The following is a 17,276-nucleotide window of genomic DNA, read 5'->3' as shown; positions in this document are numbered from 1 at the left end:
TGGCGGGCAAATTCTAAGCATTTAGCCCGCGTAAAGCTATCTCTTTGGCGGAAACAGCGGGTTTTTGGTCTATCCCGCGTGGCGATAACGCTTAATACGCAGATAACGGCGTCCCAGGCGCCAGCGTAAACGGAAAGTACAGGCGTTTTTCCAGATTAACCGCCAGATACCGCGGTCGAAGAATTCGTTAATAATAACATGCTTTTTGGACTCATCTTTCATGCTATCGAAGGTATGGATGATCCCCAGGCCTTCTTTGGCGATCTGCCAGCGACAGGCGGCGATATGGCGTACTTTATCCGGGTAGCGCTGGTTAATCGCCTCCAGCATCTCCAGAATCTTCATATAGTGGCGCGCCGAACGCATCAGCGTGTCGTCGTTGTCCGGCTTATGCGACACCGACTCAGAGTGAATGTAGTAATCATAGAACTGCTGACTGGTGTACTGCACGCGCTCCGCGGCCAGCAGGGCTTCTGTGGTCCATGGGATATCCTGATGGCGCAGGCCAGGCTCGAAATGGAAGTGATGCTGGCGGATAAAGTCGTGACGATAAATATTAAGCCAGGTGACGTGCAGAAACTTCCGCGAGTCCAGGGCCTGCTTAAGCCAGACATGGCCCGGCAGCACATCCGTCGAGGGCAGGCGATCCAGTGGGAAGATCGGGTGGCTCTCGCGGCGCTTTTCGTACACATAGGTGCCGTTGCAGGTAGCGATATCGAGATGTTCTTTCTCGGCCATCTCCAGCAGCGTGCGATACATGCCCGGATAGAGTTTGTCGTCGATATCCGGAAACGCGAGATATTTGCCGCTGGCGGCGGCGAGGCCGGTATTGCGCGCGACCGAGACGCCCTGGTTTTCCTGCTCCAGCACCTGGACGTTCTGCAGCCGCTCCTGCCATTCGGCGATCACCGCCAGGCTGTTGTCTGTCGAACCATCGTTCACCAGGATCAGTTCATAGCTGTCCAGCTGCTGCTGTTCAATGCACTCAAAGAATTGCGCTAGAAATTTCTCACCGTTGTAGACGGCAGCCACGATGCTCAATAAAGGCGTTTGACTCATAAATCTTCGATCCTGGTTAACTAACGGCGTCAGGTGCGCTGCAGCTGACGGTACTGCTGACAAATGGATATGACGCTGAATTTTTCCAGCGCGGCATCGTCGATGGCCGGCGGGTTATGGTAAATGCTTTGCATCGTCTGAGCCAGCGCCGGACTGGTCAGATCCGCCAGACCGCGGGCAAGTTCGCCGGTGAGGATCTCGGTGACGCCGCCGGGGCAGCGGGTGCTGGCGACAGGGGTATGTAACAGCAGCGCCTCCACCACCACATTGCCGAATCCTTCGCTATCGGAGCTCAAAACCAGCATCCGTGCGCCTTTGATCCACGGTAAGGGATTTTTCTGAAAACCTTTGAACCACACCCGATCGTCAATGTGCAGCGTTTTTGCCAGCTGGCGCAGGCGCTGCTCTTGCTCCGGTTTTCCCTGGCCTAGCAGCACCAGCGGTGCGTCGATGCCGCTCTGCGCATAGGCTTCAAGCAGGCGGTCATGGCGTTTGCCCGGATGGAAGCGACCGACGTGAATCAGGTAGTCACCGTCCGGGCGCTCGCTATCGGCTTCCGCCTCGGCGCGCAGGGCAGTGATATCGAAGGGATTGTAGATGGTTTTCAGCTGTGCCGGGCGCAGGGCAAACTCTTCCACCAGATCTCGCCCCACCGCGTCGGAAACCGTCACCACGTTGCGACCCTGATAAATTCGCTTAATTTTCTGCTGCTTCATCCAGCGGTCAAAGCCGGTGCGGTGCCCGAGATAGGAGGCAGAGAATACGCCGTGCAGACAGAACCAGACGTTACGCTCGCGCAGCGCCCGGCTGCGGGCGACGATGCGGTCGGTTTTGTGCAGGTTGGAGAGCACAAGGTCAAATTGCCCCTGCTGTTCGGCCCGCACGACTGCGGCATCCAGCTGGCGGGCGCGGCGGGACAGCTCGGTCAGCTTGCGCCACGGTTTACGGCAGCGATCGGCAACTACCTGGTAGTCGAGCCCCTCGGGCAATGGGTACTCGCAGACATCGCGCAGCGAAATGAGCGACACCCGATCGCCGTCGCGCAGGAACTGTGCCGCCAGGGTCAGGACCACTTTTTCCGCGCCGCCGCCGGGTAAACCGTCAATCACAAATAAGATGCGCATCGTTATTTCACCAGATCCTGATAAAGAGAAAGCAGCTGGGTTGAGAGTCGCTCGCTGGTGCAGGCCATAATGCGCTCGCGGGCGTGACCGCCTTCCGCGGAGCCCAGCGCGCGCGCGGGCAGGGCCATTACCGCCTGCTGTAGCGCCGGGATATCCAGAGCGTCGCAGACGTAACCATTGTGGCCGTCGACGATAAACTCCGCCCCGCCGCAGCCGGTAGTGGTGATCACCGGCAGACCGCAGGCCATTGCCTCGAGGATGACGTTGGGGAACGGATCGTAGAGGGTCGGCAGCAGCAGACCATCGGCCATTTGATAGAAGGGCAATGTCTCCGACTGCATGCCGAAGAAGCGCACCCGCGCTTCACAGTTCAGGCTCTTCGCCAGCGCCTGATAGCGAGGCTGATCCTTATCTTTGCCGACCACCAGCAGGTAGCGAGCGGTAGGGGCGATGGCGCGGATCGCCGCCGCCAGCCCTTTACGTTCAAAGCCGGAGCCGACGTAGATCAGGCAGGTCGCCTGCAGCGGCAGCTGCCATTTGGCGCGTAAGGCGGCAAAGGTCTCTTCGTCTGGCGGCAGGAAGCGCTGGTTGTCAATGGCGTTGTAAATAACGTGGATCTTCTCCGCCGGCAGGCCAAAGTCTTCGATAATCTCGCGCTTGATCATCTCGGCGTTGCAGATCACCCCGCGCAGGTGTGAGTCTTCATACATCTCGCGCTCCGCCTGCATGACGTAGCGGTGGTAACGGTCGGCGAACAGCAGGCGGCTTTTCCAGGCCGGTAAAATGCGCGAGCGCTGCTGCAGCCAGCGGCGATGAACGCCATCGCCAGCGCGGTAGAGATCGCAGCCGGGAATACGTTCATGGCTCTGCACCAGGTCGAAGGACTCGCGCTGCCAGAGCGCGCGCGCGGCGTTGGCAAAGCCGCGCTCGCGGCTGATGCGCCCCCATTTGCGGGGGTTACAGATATGGATCTGCCAGTCCGGTTTCACCGGCCCCTGCCATTCGCGGGTGATGACGTTCAGCTGCAGATGACTGCTGTCGAGGGCTTCCAGCGCGCGGGAGACAAACCGTTCTGCGCCGCCGTCCGGGCGGTACTTCTGCCGCACCAGAGCCAGCCTGAATTTACTCATGCCAGTACCTTTTTCGCCGCCGCGATCACGGCGTCGGTAGGAATTAAATCAAGATAACGTTCGTCGGTGTTGGTGTTGATAGCGTCCGGATCGGGCAGCGGACCGAAGTCGCCGGCCCAGATCACCTCGCCTTTCGCCTGCCACGGACGCCAGAAGGTCAGCTTCGAGGGGCCGAACAGGGCGACCAGCGGAGTGCCAAGAGCCGCAGCCATATGCATCGGCACCGAGTCGACGCCGATAAACAACCGGGCATGATCGATCACCGCCGCCAGCTGGCGCAGCGTTAACTGGCCGGCTAAAGAGTGTAGTCGCGCCTGCGGGCAGCCGGCGATGATGGTATCCACCATCTTCTTCTCTCTAGCATCGGGGCCGGAGGTGAGCACCACCGCGTATCCTTCGGCGGACAGCGCGTTGATCAGGGCGCTCATCCGATCTTCGCGCCAGCATTTAAAGAACCAGCGCGATGTCGGCTGGATGACGATGTAGTTTTCCCGGAACTCCTCTGGCAGCAGGGCGCGGCTGGCGGCCCAGTCTGCTTCGCTGTAGCCCATCCGCGCCGGCGCATCGTTCAACTGGAGACCGAGCGGAGCGAGAATAGAGAGATTCTGCTGTACCGTATGCAGCTGGTTGTGCTGTTGGGTGGAGGCCAGCGCGGTGTGGCAATAGCGCCAGACCGGGTGGCGGCGCTTCGGAAAATCAAAACCAATCCGCGTCGCGGCGCCGGTCAGTTTGCTGATAACCGCGCTCGGCCACTGGTCGGCCAGGTTAAGCACCATATCGTACCGCTGCTGGCGCAGCGTCTGAATGAGCTGCCATTGCATCTTCAGCTGATACCTTTTTCCCTGCTTTTTCCAGCGGCGATCGAGACCATAAATATGGTGGATATCGGGGTTGGCTGCGAGCATATCCCGGGTCTCTTCATACAACAGGACATCCACGCTGGCGGCGGGGTACTGCTGTTTCAGCGCGTGAATAAGCGGGGTGATCAGCAGCATGTCGCCATGATGGCGCAGCTTAATGACCAGGATCCGCGCCGGGTTCAACGGGCCGCGGGAGAGGGTTTCAGGCGTCATACTCTGTTCTTCATCCAGGATAAGGGTTCCGATTCTAGGGGATCAGACAGATTGAGAGAAGCGTTGTATTGCTCTACCATGACCCGATACGTATGGCCTGAGGACGTTTTCGTGCACAATCCCGCATTTCTCATCACGATTGATACAGAGGGCGATAACCTCTGGCAAAAACATGACAGCATCACCACCGAGAATGCGCGTTATCTTCCGCGTTTTCAGCAGCTTTGTGAAAAGTATGGCTTTAAACCGGTCTATTTGACCAACTATGAAATGGCCATCGACCCCTTTTATATCGAATTCGCCAGAGACGTGATTGCCCGCGGCACCGCGGAAGTCGGCATGCATCTGCATGCGTGGAACAGCCCGCCGACCGAGCCGCTGACCGCAGATGACTGGCGCCATAAGCCTTATCTTATTGAATACAGCGACGCTATGATGCGTGAGAAGGTCGACTATATGACGCGTCTGCTGGAGGATACCTTCCAGACCAAAATGGTTAGCCATCGCGCCGGGCGCTGGGCTTTTGACGAGCGCTATGCGCGTCTGCTGGTGGAGTACGGGTATCAGGTGGATTGCTCGGTGACCCCGCGGGTGAACTGGAAGACCGCCAAGGGGGCGCCGCAGGGCGATGGCGGGACCGATTATCGCCGCTTTCCGCAGCATGCCTATTTCCTCGATGAAAATGACATCAGCCGCGAGGGCCACTCGCCGCTGCTGGAAGTGCCGATGAGCATCCAGTACAAGCACTCAGCGTGGATGAACAGCGTGAAGCAGGGCTACGACCGCCTGCGCGGCAAAGTGCGATCCCCCTCCGTACACTGGCTGCGACCGATGGGCGGCAATGTGGAAACGATGAAAAAAGTCGTCGAACAAACGTTGACGCAGGGCAATGACTACGTGGAATATATGCTCCACTCTTCAGAGTATATGCCCGGCGGCAGCCCCACGTTCCAGAATGAACGGGATATTGAGCGTTTATACGCTGACCTCGAAGCCTTTTTTAGCTGGCTGGCGCCGCAGGTGAAGGGCATGACGTTGGCAGAATATTACCAGCGGAAAATTACACAGCGCTAACACAGCTCAAGGTACCGTATGCGTATCCTTAAACAATTAACGCGGAAAAAGAATGCCTTTTTCCGCGGCATTAAATTTAATTTAATTAACTATCGATACAGAAATAAGCCGGCGCGTAAAGCCTTCGACCCAGCGGCTGTGCGCCGCGTACTGCTATTGCGTCTGGATGATAAAGTCGGTGATATGGTGGTCACGACCGGTTGCGCCAGAATACTGGCCGAACGGGGATATCAGGTTTCGGTGTTAACCGGACCAATATGCAGCGAAATATTAGCAGGCTCAGAATTCATTCAGCAAGTATATTTATATCGGCCCCGCATGTCCTTAAATACGTTGCGGGCGGCGGGTTTTGATGCGGTTATCGATTTTGATGACGTGACCAGCTATGAACGCTTTAAATTACTCGCCGATTTACGGGCGACCAGCGTGATTGGTTTTAATAAAGAGCCCTATAAACTTTACGATCACTCAATCGCTTTTTTTGACGGCAACAGCCATATTTCCCTGCGCTATAAGCAGGTGGTGAAGCTGTTTGGCATCGTTGACGACCGCCCGTATCACTATCATCTCCCCGGCTGCCGCCATGAGCGGGAGAAAGTGGCCCGCTTGCTTTCTCAGGCCGGAGAGGTCGAACTGCGTATCGCCATTAACCCTTTTACCGCCTCCGAGGATAAAGACTTCTGTCGTCACCAGGTGGCGACCCTGGTCGAGCGGCTACATGCTCTGCCTTACCGGGTCTGTATCGTGATGGTGGGGCGCAGTGAAAAAATCCGCCAGCTGGGGCTGGATATGGCGCTGTACATCGCCGACAGCACCATCAACTCCGCCGTAGAAGTGATCCGCAGCTGTGATTTAGTCATTACGCCGGACACCTCGATCGTGCATATTGCCCGGGCTTTCGATAAGCCGATGGTGGCGGTCTATAACAAACGCAAACTCAAGAATACTGGGCTGCCCGGCTATCACATCTGGGCGCCGGGCTATGACAAGGCGAAGCAGATAGTCTGTGAAGAAGCGAATGTCGCCGATGTGGCGATTGAGTCGGTGTGGCCCGTGATTAAAGAGCAGGCCGACCGGCTGGTCGCCGCCCGCAGTTGATTTAAAAAGTTAATATAAAAAGGGCCGCTGACGGCCCTTTTTGTTAGCGTTTTTCCGCCAACCCTTTGCTGAGCGCAATGCCCAGCGGCAGCCAGAACAGCACCCAGGTTTCCCGGGGATTGCTGATGATAAACATCCCCTGCGAGGCCATAAACACCAGCGCGTAAAACAGGATCGCCAGACTGTAGCGGCTGTCGGTATGGCGCTTGCGCCACGCCTGCCATAGCCCGCAGGCAATGATCGCCAACAGCAGCAGTAACCCCACGATGCCGCCTTTCAGCAGGGCGCCCATATACACACTGTGGGTGGTGGTGATGTGCTCGCCGCTGTAGTTGATGAAATCCAGTTCATAGCTGAAACCGCGCCCCAGCCACGGCTGGCTGGCCATCTCCGACAGCGTATGGTGCCAGATGCTCAGGCGCAGCCCGCTTTGGGTGCCCAGCTCCTCGAAACGGGCGAGCAGCATGTCGCCCACCGGCGTCATGACCAAAAGCAGCGCTACCAGCACGGCCAGCGCCGCGGCGATCAGCAGGTTGCGGCGGGTGAAGACGTGCAGGTGCAGCGTACAGCCGACCGCCAGCACCAGGGCGATGATCGGCCCGCGGCTTTGGGTGAGCAGCAGCATCACCAGCATGATGACCACCGGCAGATAGAGCCAGTGGCTGGCTTTTTCTTTCAGTAGCATGCCGCAGATTAAAATGCCGATGCCGCAGTAACCGGCAAGGTCGATAACGTTCGTTGGTCCGGGGTTCTCGGGGGAGACCGCTCGTTCGGTGAGAACCAGCGTATGGTCGATAATCAGCGTCCACAGGGAGAGCACGGTGATCCCGCCGACCACCGCCAGCATCGCCAGTCGGCGGGTTCGTCCGTCCCTGAGCAGCATCGTCATCAGCAACAGATACCCGGTCAGATACACGCCGTGGGTGATCGGCGAGTCAATATGCTGCGGCGTATGGCCCCACACATTACTGAGGGCGTAATAGATAAAGAAAGCCGCCAGCAGCGTCCAGGTCTGCCACTGCTCGCGTAACACCCCGGCCAGCGCCTGGCGGTTTTCCTGGCGTACCAGCGACAGCAATAGCAGCAGGATCGATAAATGCAGCAGATTATTGGTCCGGGTGGACATGCAAAAAATCGCGCTGAAAAATAAAAACAAAGGAAAGACAATCGAGTAACCCTGTCTGGCGAAGTTACTCACTTTTAAAGTACTCATTAAACGCAACCTTTTCGAAGATAGTATCCGGCACAGCGCTTTCTGGGGAAAAATTAATCACCCGAATCTGGCGTTGCTGCAGTACCTGCGCGGCATGCGCAAAGGAGGGCATGACGAGGGTATCCACTTTTGTTGCCAGGTAAGAAGGCAATTTTTCTTGTTGTGTTTCGTAGAATCGCGGCTGGTTAAAGTTGGTCATATCCAGGCCGCTCACCAGGATAGTATTGAAGCCCAGCCAGGCGAGAATTTGCAGCGCCCAGTAGACCACCGTGCCGGCATCAAAGATGCCCTGGCGAATATCGGTGCTAAAACAGATATCCGGGCGCTGAGGATGAAAGCACATCGCCGCATTCTGCTGGTAAGTGCGCTTTATCGCTTCGCTGGCGACTTTCGGCTGGTAAATCTTATAGCAACCGTCCTCAATCAACGCCAAACGGCAGCGCAGCGCGTCCCCATAGCGATCGACGATTTTGGCGATCCCGTGCATGGTGGTGAACAGCAAAATATCCGGCTGGCTGACAATGGCGCGGATAATGTCCGGCTTCTTATCGAAAAATTCCATGTCGACGATGGTATAGAGTGAAAAGTGCAGCCGGTCGGCAAGATGCCAGGCGCCATTGACGCCCATCACCGGGATCGTTTTCGACAACAGAGAAAAATCGATATTGCGGGTTGAGGGGCCGGTGGCGGTCAGCAGGACTTCGCCCTGCATACTGTTTTTCAGCGCGCTCAGGCTGACCAGCGGCACCGTTTTCCCTTTATAGCGTAACGCGCTGATTTCGCCGCTTGGCGCGCGCGTAATACGGGTAAAAGGCCACAGATTTTCATTGTGGCGATACGCGCGAGGGCGCGTATAGCGGTAGATCTGCTTAAACAGGGATCCCATCAGAGCAGCCCCTGATTTTGCAGGAGAAGATGAATCCGGCTGGCCGCAATATCGCCGGTGCTGGCGCTGTTTTCCGGCCGCACGATATGCTGGTTTTTACCGTATCCGCCAATCAGCCCCGGGTCGGTCGGGCCGTAGAGCGTAAAGTTCGGTTTATCCAGCGCGGCGGTCAGATGGCTCAGCCCGGTATCGACCGAGACGACGGCCCGGGCGCCGGCCAGAACCTGCGCCACCTGCTCAAGGCTCATGCGCGGCAGCACTTCGACATACTCCCGGCCTTCCGCCAGCCGCTTCGCCCGCGCCTCTTCGTGCGGGGCCCCCCACGGCAGCTTAATGTGGACGCCGCTGTCGGCCAGCAGATCGAGAAGCTCCTGCCAGCGGGTTTCCGGCCAGTGCTTATCGTCGCGGGTGGTGGCGTGCAGAAACACCAGATAGGGCGCGGCAGCGCTAGCCTCGTGCTGCAGGAAATGGCGCGCAATGGAGTAATCCCCCTGGGTCTGGGGTTTCGCGTAGCCAAGGCTTTTGGCGAACAGCTCACGGGTACGCTCCACCGCGTGCTGCTGTTTCGCGATATGGTGGCGGCGGTTGTAAAACAGGCTCGCCAGCGGCTCGCGGGCCGTTTGCCAGTCCATACCGTGCTTGACGCCGTGCGCCAGGCGAGTAACCAGCGCGGCGCTTTTTACCAGCCCTTGGGCGTCGATGATGGCGTCATACTTTACCGCCTGAACGGCCTCGCGAAAGGCTTGACGCTCGGCTTTGATCGGCGCGGAAAACCAGGCTTTGCGCCAGCGGCGGATCGCCACCGGGATCACCCGCTCGACGCTTTCATGCCAAGAGGGGATCTGCGCGAAACCCTCTTCAACCACCCAGTCGAAGCGGATGCCGGGGATAGCCTGCGCGGCGTCGGTTAGCGCGGGCAGCGTGTGCAGCACGTCGCCCATGGAGGAGGTTTTAACGATCAATACCCGCATCCGTTACGCTTCCTCGTGCTCGGTTTTTTCCGCTAATAGTTCGTTCAGCTCTTGCAGGACGCGTTCTGGGGTGATGTCGATCAGGCTCTGATGATAGCCTTCGGCGGCATCGCCTTTGCGCACCTTGTGGTAGCCGGTAATCAGACGGATAACCCGCGCTTTATGCGACAGCGGCGGGGTAAAGTCCGGACTGCTCGGGCCATACAGCGCCACCAGCGGGCGGTCCAGCGCTGCGGCGACGTGCATCAGCCCCGAATCGTTAGTCACTACAGCTTTACAGGCGGCGATCAGAATGACCGCCTGCTCCAGCTGGGTTTCACCCGCCAGATTACGGCACCAGGCCTGCTGCTCGCTGCTGAGGGCGGCGATGATCTCTTTGCCGGCCTCGTTATCTTTCGCCGAGCCGAAAAGCGCAATCTGATAGCCATCGTCGATAAGCTTTTTCGCCAGCGCAGCATAGTGATAGTGCGGCCAGCGTTTGGCCGGGCCGAACTCCGCGCCGGGGCAGAAGCCGACGATCGGCCGATCGTAGGACAGGTTAAAAGCGCTGCAGGCCTGCGACTTTTCCCCTTCGTTGACCTGCAGCTGCGGCCACAGCAGCGGCTGCGGCAGATCTTTGGCGCAGCGCATCACGCCGTTGTCGTAGGCCAGCGCCACGTAGCGTTCCACCATCAGCGGCCAGGCGTCTTTGTCCAGCACCCGGGCGTCGTTGAGCAGTCCGTAGCGCATCTCGCCGCGCCAGCCGGTGCGCAGCGGGATATTGGCAAAGAAAGGGACTAATGCCGATTTAAACGAGTTCGGCTGCACGTAAGCGCGATCGTAGCGACGTTCGCGCAGGCTGTGGCCGAGCTTACGGCGTTCGCCGATAGCCAGCGCGCCGTGACCCAGCGGCATCGGGATCGCTTCGTTCACTTCCGGCATGCGCGAAAGCAACGGACGGCACCAGGCTGGCGCCATCACGTCGATAATCGCCTGGGGATAGCGCGCCCTGAGCGTACGATAAAGACTTTGCGACATCATCATGTCGCCCACCCAAGACGGGCCTACCACCAATATTTTCATGCTTGTTTCTTACGCGTCGCGGTTTAGCCAGGCCATATATTCCGTTACGCCTTCGGCAACGGTTTTGAACGGTTTGTCATAGCCCGCTTTGCGCAGGTTAGTCAGATCCGCCTGAGTGAACGCCTGGTAGCGGCCTTTCAGTTTGTCCGGGAACGGGATGTACTCGATGCTGCCTTTTTTGTGGTATGCCAGGGTCGCATCGGCGACGGCCTGGAAGGATTCCGCACGGCCGGTGCCGAGGTTAAAGATGCCGGAAACGCCGTTTTCCCAGAACCACAGGTTGACGTCAGCCACGTCGCCCACGTAGACGAAGTCGCGCTTGAAGCCGTCGCTGCCTTCGAACAGTTTCGGGCTTTCGCCATTATTCAGCTGGGTATTGAGGTGGAAAGCGACGCTTGCCATGCTGCCTTTGTGGCCTTCGCGCGGCCCGTAGACGTTGAAGTAGCGGAAGCCGACGATCTGCGAATTGGCTTCCGGCAGGATCTGGCGGACGTATTCGTCGAACAGGAATTTGGAGTAGCCGTAAACGTTCAGCGGCTGTTCGTACTCGCGGGACTCGATGAAGTCGCTGGTGCGTCCGCCATAGGTGGCCGCGGAGGAGGCGTACAGGAACGGGATTTCGCGCTCCAGGCAGTAGTGCAGCAGCTCTTTGGAGTACTGATAGTTGTTGTCCATCATGTACTTACCATCCCACTCGGTAGTGGAAGAGCACGCGCCTTCGTGGAAGATTGCTTCGATTTCACCGAACTCTTCACCCGCCATAATCTGGATCAGAAAGTCTTCTTTATCCATGTAGTCAGCGATGTTCAGGTCAACCAGGTTTACAAACTTGGTGCCGTCTTTCAGATTGTCGACAACCAGAATGTCGGTGATGCCTTTGTCATTCAGCGCTTTAACGATGTTGCTGCCGATAAAGCCTGCGCCGCCGGTAACGATGATCATAACTGTACCTTTGAAGTTGAGAGCCCGGAGACAATCCGGACATGAATGCTCTTATCATATCACCACATGAGCAAGCCTACAGCCATTCGCAGAATAAGGTGCTGGGCTGACGTGATTTATGCTGCAAATAATTCATTCAGGCCTGCATCATCTCGTATCAGCGTATAGCTTTGGGTAATATGTGCCAAATTTTGCCGAATCTGGAGAGTTGCAATGCGTGGTGATTTCTACAAACAGTTAACTAGCAATCTGGAGACCGCTCGGGCCGAAGGGTTGTTCAAAGAAGAGCGCATCATCACCTCGGCGCAGCAGGCGGACATTACCGTCGGCGACAGCCACGTGATTAACTTCTGCGCCAATAACTATCTGGGTCTGGCGAACCACCCGGAACTGATTGCCGCGGCGAAATCCGGCATGGACAGCCACGGTTTCGGGATGGCCTCGGTACGCTTCATCTGCGGCACCCAGGATACGCATAAGCAGCTGGAGAAGAAGCTGGCCGATTTCCTCGGTATGGAAGACGCGATCCTCTACTCCTCCTGTTTCGACGCCAACGGCGGCCTGTTTGAAACGCTGCTCGGCCCGGAAGACGCCATTATCTCCGACGCCCTGAACCATGCCTCGATCATCGACGGCGTGCGTCTGTGTAAAGCGAAGCGCTTCCGCTATGCCAACAACGATATGCAAGAGCTGGAGGCGCGTCTGAAAGAAGCTCGCGAGGCCGGCGCGCGTCACGTGCTGATCGCCACCGACGGCGTGTTCTCGATGGATGGCGTGATCGCCAACCTGCAAGGCGTTTGCGACCTGGCGGATAAATACGATGCGCTGGTGATGGTCGATGACTCCCACGCCGTCGGCTTCGTCGGCGAAAACGGCCGCGGCTCCCACGAATACTGTGATGTGATGGGGCGCGTCGATATCATCACCGGCACGCTGGGTAAAGCGCTGGGCGGCGCCTCCGGCGGCTACACCGCCGCGCGCAAAGAGGTGGTTGAGTGGCTGCGCCAGCGCTCCCGTCCGTATCTGTTCTCCAACTCTCTGGCGCCGGCCATCGTGGCCGCCTCCATCAAAGTGCTGGAGATGGTTGAAGAGGGGGCAGACCTGCGCGATCGCCTGTGGGCTAACGCGCGTCTGTTCCGCGAAAAAATGACCGCGGCAGGCTTCACGCTGGCCGGCGCCGACCACGCCATCATTCCGGTGATGCTGGGCGAGGCGGTGGTGGCGCAGAACTTTGCCCGCGAGCTGCAGAAAGAAGGGATCTATGTCACCGGCTTCTTCTATCCGGTGGTACCGAAAGGCCAGGCGCGTATTCGCACCCAGATGTCGGCGGCGCATACCCCTGAACAAATTGAGCGTGCGGTGGAAGCCTTTACCCGCATCGGCAAACAACTGGGCGTCATCGCCTAATAAGGGTATGAGATGAAAGCGTTATCCAAACTGAAAGCGGAAGAAGGCATCTGGATGACCGACGTACCGGAACCGGAAGTCGGCCATAACGATCTGCTGATTAAAATCCGCAAGACCGCCATTTGCGGGACCGACGTGCACATCTACAACTGGGATGAGTGGTCGCAGAAGACCATTCCGGTGCCGATGGTGGTCGGTCACGAATATGTCGGCGAAGTGGTGGGGATTGGTCAGGAAGTGCGCGGCTTTAAGATTGGCGACCGCGTCTCCGGCGAGGGGCATATCACCTGCGGCCACTGCCGTAACTGCCGCGCGGGCCGCACCCATCTGTGCCGCAACACCATCGGCGTGGGCGTCAACCGCCCGGGCTGCTTTGCTGAGTATCTGGTGATCCCGGCCTTTAACGCCTTTAAAATCCCCGACAATATCTCTGATGACCTGGCGTCTATCTTCGACCCGTTCGGCAACGCGGTGCACACCGCGCTCTCCTTCGATCTGGTCGGGGAAGACGTGCTGGTTTCCGGCGCCGGTCCGATCGGCGTGATGGCGGCGGCGGTAGCGAAACACGTCGGCGCGCGTAACGTGGTGATCACCGACGTCAACGAGTACCGTCTTGAGCTGGCGCGCAAAATGGGCGTTACCCGCGCGGTGAACGTGGCCAAAGAGAACCTTAATGACGTGATGGCCGAGCTGGGGATGACCGAAGGTTTCGATGTGGGTCTGGAGATGTCCGGCGCGCCGCCGGCGTTTCGCAGCATGCTGGATACCATGAACCACGGCGGCCGTATCGCGATGCTGGGTATCCCGCCGTCGGATATGTCCATCGACTGGACCAAGGTCATCTTCAAAGGGCTGTTTATCAAAGGTATCTATGGTCGCGAAATGTTCGAAACCTGGTACAAGATGGCGGCGCTGATCCAGTCTGGTCTGGATCTCTCACCGATCATCACCCACCGCTTCGGCATTGATGACTTCCAGAAAGGTTTTGACGCGATGCGCTCCGGCCAGTCCGGTAAAGTGGTTTTGAGCTGGGACTAATCCCCCATGCTGGCGTAAAAATCAGCAAAAAAGGCGCCTGCGGGCGCCTTAATTTAGATTTGGATAACATTTTTAGCCTGCTTAATATTAAGCGCACAATTTCTACATCGATTTTACGGTTATTCGCTTATACAGTGTGTTTAGTCGCAGTTTAACTTTGTAACTATCATGCTTAAACTCTCCGTATGCTTACTGACCTGTAACTCTGCGCGCCTGCTGATGGAGGTGCTGCCGCCTCTGCTGAAGGTGGCCGATGAATGTATCGTCGTCGACTCCGGCAGTACCGACGAAACCGTCGCTATTTGCCAGCAGTTTGGTCTCACCGTCCATCACCATGCCTATAAAGCCCACGGCGCGCAGATGAACTATGCCATCGGACTGGCCAGCCATGACTGGGTGCTGTGCATGGACAGCGACGAAATTCTTGATAATGACGTGGTGGCGGCCATTCAGGCGCTAAAAGCGGGGGAGGAGCCTGAGCCGACCTGCGCCTGGCGTCTGCCGCGCTACTGGTTTGTGCTAGGCAAACAGGTACGGACTATCTACCCCATTTCCTCACCGGATTATCCGGTGCGCCTCTTTAACCGCCAGCAGGCGCGGTTTAACGATCGGCCGGTGGATGACCAGGTGGTCGGACACGCGAGCTCCGTTAGGCTGCCGGGCTTCGTTCGCCACGATACCTTTTATTCGCTGCATGAAGTGTTTAATAAGCTGAACAGCTATACCACCCGGCTGGTGAAGTACCAGCAGATCAAACCTTCGCTGACGCGGGGGATCGTCAGCGCCATTGGCGCTTTCTTTAAGTGGTATCTGTTTAGCGGGGCGTGGCGCTATGGCAAGGTCGGCGTGGTGACCGGCCTGTACGCGACGTTTTACAGCTTTCTGAAATATTTTAAGGCGTGGTACGCCCACGAAGATAACCAGGCGCCCGTCGCGCAAAAGCGAACGGACCCCTGAGTGGTCTAGTTGCCGGGATTGTCCCAGCCCTGCCATTTGAGGCGATAGTACTGGACCAGCGCGCTCTGGCTGATGCTATCGCTGAGGATAGTGAAGAAGCGGCTGGCGTTCACAGGCTCCAGCGGGCGCTTCGGCTTGCAATACTTCACGCCGTGGAACGGATTACGCGGCTTCTGCTGCTGCGGCGCCGTTTGTTGCGCGGGCGGCTGAGCGTAGTTTGGCGTCGAATTGTCGACCTGCGGCTCGTTGAGCAGGCTGCTCGGGCGCACCAGCGTGATATCCGGCGGCAGATTATAGACCATCTGCTGCAGCACCCGCACCGTCGTCGGATGCGGATGGCCAATGGCTATCGCCGAACCGTTGCGCCGCGCCAGGGCGATGGCGCGATTGAACTGGTTGCGGATATCGGCTTCATTCTGCGTATCGTCGAGAAACACTTTGCGCTTAATCACCTTCACGCCGGTACCCTGCGCGGCGCGCATGGCCTGGGTGTTGCCGATGGTGACGCTGTCGAGAAAATAGAGATTGTAGCGCTCCAGGGCCTGCATCACCTTCTGCATGCCAAACAGGTTGGAGGTCATCGCGCTGCCCATATGGTTATTCAGCCCGACGGCGTAAGGGACTTTGCCGTAAGCCTCGCGAATAATGCGCTCGATCTCCTCGCTGCTCATTTCGGGACGCAGGGTGTCTTTTTCCAGCGGCTGTTTGCTGAGCGGCGCCATTGGCAGGTGGATGAGCACTTCATGGCCCTGATTATGCGCTTTAGTGGCCATTTCCCGGGCGTGCGGCGCGTTCGGCAGCACGGCGACGGAGATAGTTGCCGGCAGCGCCAGCACCTGATTCTCGGTCTGCGGGCGGTAGCCAAAATCGTCAATAACGATGGAGAGTTTGCCAGCGAACGCTGGCGCCGCCAGAGCCAGCGAACCGGCTACGGCAAGAGCAATTGCGCGAAATTGAAGCAAAACTTATCTTCCCAACCACGGCTGTGGATTGACCGCCTGACCCTGGCGGCGAATTTCGAAATAGAGCGACGGACGGCCCTGACCGCCGCTGCTGCCTACGAGCGCGATAGGCTGGCCGGCACGCACCTGGGTACCAACGCTGACCAGCGCGCTTTGGTTATAGCCATACAGGCTCATGTCGCCTTTGCCATGTTCGACCACCACCACCAGACCATAGCCCTGCAGCCAGTCGGCCAGAATGACCCGACCATCGGCAATGGCTCTGACTTCGGTGCCTTCAGACGCGGCGATAACCATCCCTTTCCAACGTAGTTCACCTTGCAGCTGTTCGCCATATCGATGAAGGAGCGGACCGCGAACCGGCCAGAACGCCTGACCGCGCGGCGAGCCCAGCCCGCCGGTGCGTGACATCAGCGAACGCTCACTTTCCGTTGGTTTATAGGTGGTGCCTTTGCGCGATGCTTCCTGCTGGCGGTCGCGCACCGCCTGCGCGTCGCGTGCTTCCCGATCGGCGCGGGCTTTGGCGGCAGCTTCCGCCTGGGCGATACGACCGCGTAGGCGCGATTCGTTAGCCCGTAATTCACTTAATTGTTGCTGACCCTGCTGAATGGAAGACTCCAGGCCGGAAAGGGTCTTTTTCCGTTCGTTACGCGCCTGCTCCAGCTTCGCCTGCTGGGCCTTTTGCTCGTAGACCAGCGTTTGCTGCTGGCTCTGTTTTTCTTCGAGCATCGACTTTTGCACCGCCATCTCTTCGCGCGTTTTCTTCAACTCCGCGATAGTCTCCTGGCGGGCCTGGTTGAAATAGCTGAAATAGACCTGCATCCGCTGATTGCGCTGGCCCTCTTCACCGCTGAGCACCATCTGGATGCCGGTATGCGGCCCCTGGCGGAAAGCGGCATCGAGCTGCGCGGCGAGGTTCCGCTCCTGAGACGCGCGCTGGCGCTCCAGCTTCGCGAGAGCGGCGTTCATCTCGTCAATCTGCTTATTGAGCTGGTTCAGGCTATCCTGGGTTTCGCGCAGTTTGCGGGCCGCGGCGGCGATCGCCTCTTCCTGCGCTTTGAGCTGGGCGAGCAGGCTTGCGCGCTGCTGCTGCTGTTGCTTAATCGCCCGCTGTCTGGCGGCGATGTCGGCCTGGATGGACTTTAGCTGATCGCGATCGTCGGCATGCGCAGATGACGCGCACAGCAATACGCCAGCGCTGAGCGCGCTGGCGTAAAGGACGGATCGAACTGCCGCTGCGATCCATGTAGTTGAATACATCGCCTTTCCCCTCATGGGGA

16 protein-coding genes are annotated in these 17,276 nt (G+C 58.3%); 5 read left to right on the top strand and 11 right to left on the bottom strand.

The features are described 5' to 3' along the window. Window positions 1-69 precede the first annotated feature (69 nt). From DR88_RS03045 to rfaQ, 4 genes are read right to left on the bottom strand one after another with little or no spacing between them, the layout of a single operon-like run. Complete coding sequence (locus DR88_RS03045) at window positions 70-1,059, bottom strand: glycosyltransferase (protein WP_004173909.1); 990 nt, start codon at window positions 1,057-1,059, stop codon at window positions 70-72. A 29-nt stretch (window positions 1,060-1,088) separates the two neighbouring features. Further along, window positions 1,089-2,183, bottom strand: coding sequence for a glycosyltransferase (locus tag DR88_RS03050; RefSeq protein WP_004150194.1), 1,095 nt, complete (start codon window positions 2,181-2,183; stop codon window positions 1,089-1,091). Window positions 2,184-2,185: 2 nt separating this feature from the next. Continuing rightward, a complete protein-coding gene (locus DR88_RS03055) occupies window positions 2,186-3,313 on the bottom strand; it encodes a glycosyltransferase family 4 protein (RefSeq protein WP_004150193.1) in 1,128 nt (375 codons plus the stop codon). Further along, window positions 3,310-4,386 carry a putative lipopolysaccharide heptosyltransferase III gene (gene rfaQ / locus DR88_RS03060; protein WP_025860766.1) on the bottom strand — a complete coding sequence of 359 codons (1,077 nt, stop codon included), beginning with the start codon at window positions 4,384-4,386 and terminating at the stop codon, window positions 3,310-3,312. Before rfaQ ends, DR88_RS03055 begins: the two co-directional genes overlap by 4 nt. Before the next feature lie 111 nt (window positions 4,387-4,497). On the opposite strand from rfaQ, the gene DR88_RS03065 reads away from it, so the two are divergent. After that, window positions 4,498-5,460, top strand: a complete 963-nt coding sequence (locus tag DR88_RS03065; protein ID WP_002922494.1) for a polysaccharide deacetylase family protein — start codon at window positions 4,498-4,500, stop codon at window positions 5,458-5,460. An 18-nt stretch (window positions 5,461-5,478) separates the two neighbouring features. Then, window positions 5,479-6,558 (top strand): glycosyltransferase family 9 protein, encoded by a 1,080-nt coding sequence (locus DR88_RS03070; protein WP_002922472.1) that lies wholly within the window; start codon window positions 5,479-5,481, stop codon window positions 6,556-6,558. 43 nt (window positions 6,559-6,601) lie between these two features. Here DR88_RS03070 and DR88_RS03075 read toward each other — a convergent pair whose 3' ends face one another. The 5 genes from DR88_RS03075 to rfaD are packed head-to-tail and all read right to left on the bottom strand — an operon-like array spanning window position 6,602 to window position 11,632. Continuing rightward, window positions 6,602-7,771 carry an O-antigen ligase family protein gene (locus DR88_RS03075; protein ID WP_004164973.1) on the bottom strand — a complete coding sequence of 390 codons (1,170 nt, stop codon included), beginning with the start codon at window positions 7,769-7,771 and terminating at the stop codon, window positions 6,602-6,604. After that, window positions 7,749-8,657: a WaaZ-like lipopolysaccharide core biosynthesis protein gene (locus tag DR88_RS03080; protein ID WP_002922468.1), complete on the bottom strand. Its 909-nt coding sequence runs from the start codon at window positions 8,655-8,657 to the stop codon at window positions 7,749-7,751. Before DR88_RS03080 ends, DR88_RS03075 begins: the two co-directional genes overlap by 23 nt. Next, window positions 8,657-9,628, bottom strand: a complete 972-nt coding sequence (rfaC, locus tag DR88_RS03085; RefSeq protein ID WP_004150190.1) for a lipopolysaccharide heptosyltransferase RfaC — start codon at window positions 9,626-9,628, stop codon at window positions 8,657-8,659. Before rfaC ends, DR88_RS03080 begins: the two co-directional genes overlap by 1 nt. A 3-nt stretch (window positions 9,629-9,631) precedes the next feature. Then, entirely contained in the window at window positions 9,632-10,690 is a 1,059-nt protein-coding gene (gene rfaF / locus DR88_RS03090) for an ADP-heptose--LPS heptosyltransferase RfaF (RefSeq protein WP_004150189.1), read from the bottom strand. Between the two features lie 9 nt (window positions 10,691-10,699). Next, complete coding sequence (gene rfaD, locus DR88_RS03095; RefSeq protein ID WP_002922463.1) at window positions 10,700-11,632, bottom strand: ADP-glyceromanno-heptose 6-epimerase; 933 nt, start codon at window positions 11,630-11,632, stop codon at window positions 10,700-10,702. Window positions 11,633-11,845: 213 nt separating this feature from the next. On the opposite strand from rfaD, the gene kbl reads away from it, so the two are divergent. The 3 genes from kbl (at window position 11,846) to DR88_RS03110 (ending at window position 15,034) form a co-directional block, all read left to right on the top strand. After that, complete coding sequence (kbl, locus tag DR88_RS03100; RefSeq protein WP_002922462.1) at window positions 11,846-13,039, top strand: glycine C-acetyltransferase; 1,194 nt, start codon at window positions 11,846-11,848, stop codon at window positions 13,037-13,039. Between the two features lie 12 nt (window positions 13,040-13,051). Then, complete coding sequence (gene tdh, locus DR88_RS03105) at window positions 13,052-14,077, top strand: L-threonine 3-dehydrogenase (RefSeq protein ID WP_002922461.1); 1,026 nt, start codon at window positions 13,052-13,054, stop codon at window positions 14,075-14,077. Window positions 14,078-14,245: 168 nt separating this feature from the next. Then, window positions 14,246-15,034 (top strand): glycosyltransferase family 2 protein, encoded by a 789-nt coding sequence (locus tag DR88_RS03110; protein WP_004186125.1) that lies wholly within the window; start codon window positions 14,246-14,248, stop codon window positions 15,032-15,034. A gap of 5 nt (window positions 15,035-15,039) precedes the next feature. Here DR88_RS03110 and DR88_RS03115 read toward each other — a convergent pair whose 3' ends face one another. After that, a complete protein-coding gene (locus DR88_RS03115; RefSeq protein WP_004150183.1) occupies window positions 15,040-15,996 on the bottom strand; it encodes a divergent polysaccharide deacetylase family protein in 957 nt (318 codons plus the stop codon). A gap of 3 nt (window positions 15,997-15,999) precedes the next feature. Then, window positions 16,000-17,271, bottom strand: a complete 1,272-nt coding sequence (gene envC / locus DR88_RS03120; RefSeq protein ID WP_002922458.1) for a murein hydrolase activator EnvC — start codon at window positions 17,269-17,271, stop codon at window positions 16,000-16,002. Window positions 17,272-17,276 lie beyond the last annotated feature (5 nt).

Origin of the sequence: Klebsiella pneumoniae, assembly GCF_000742135.1 — a bacterium.
GTDB classification, from domain to species: domain Bacteria; phylum Pseudomonadota; class Gammaproteobacteria; order Enterobacterales; family Enterobacteriaceae; genus Klebsiella; species Klebsiella pneumoniae.
This window is presented reverse-complemented; position numbering and strand designations above follow the sequence as displayed.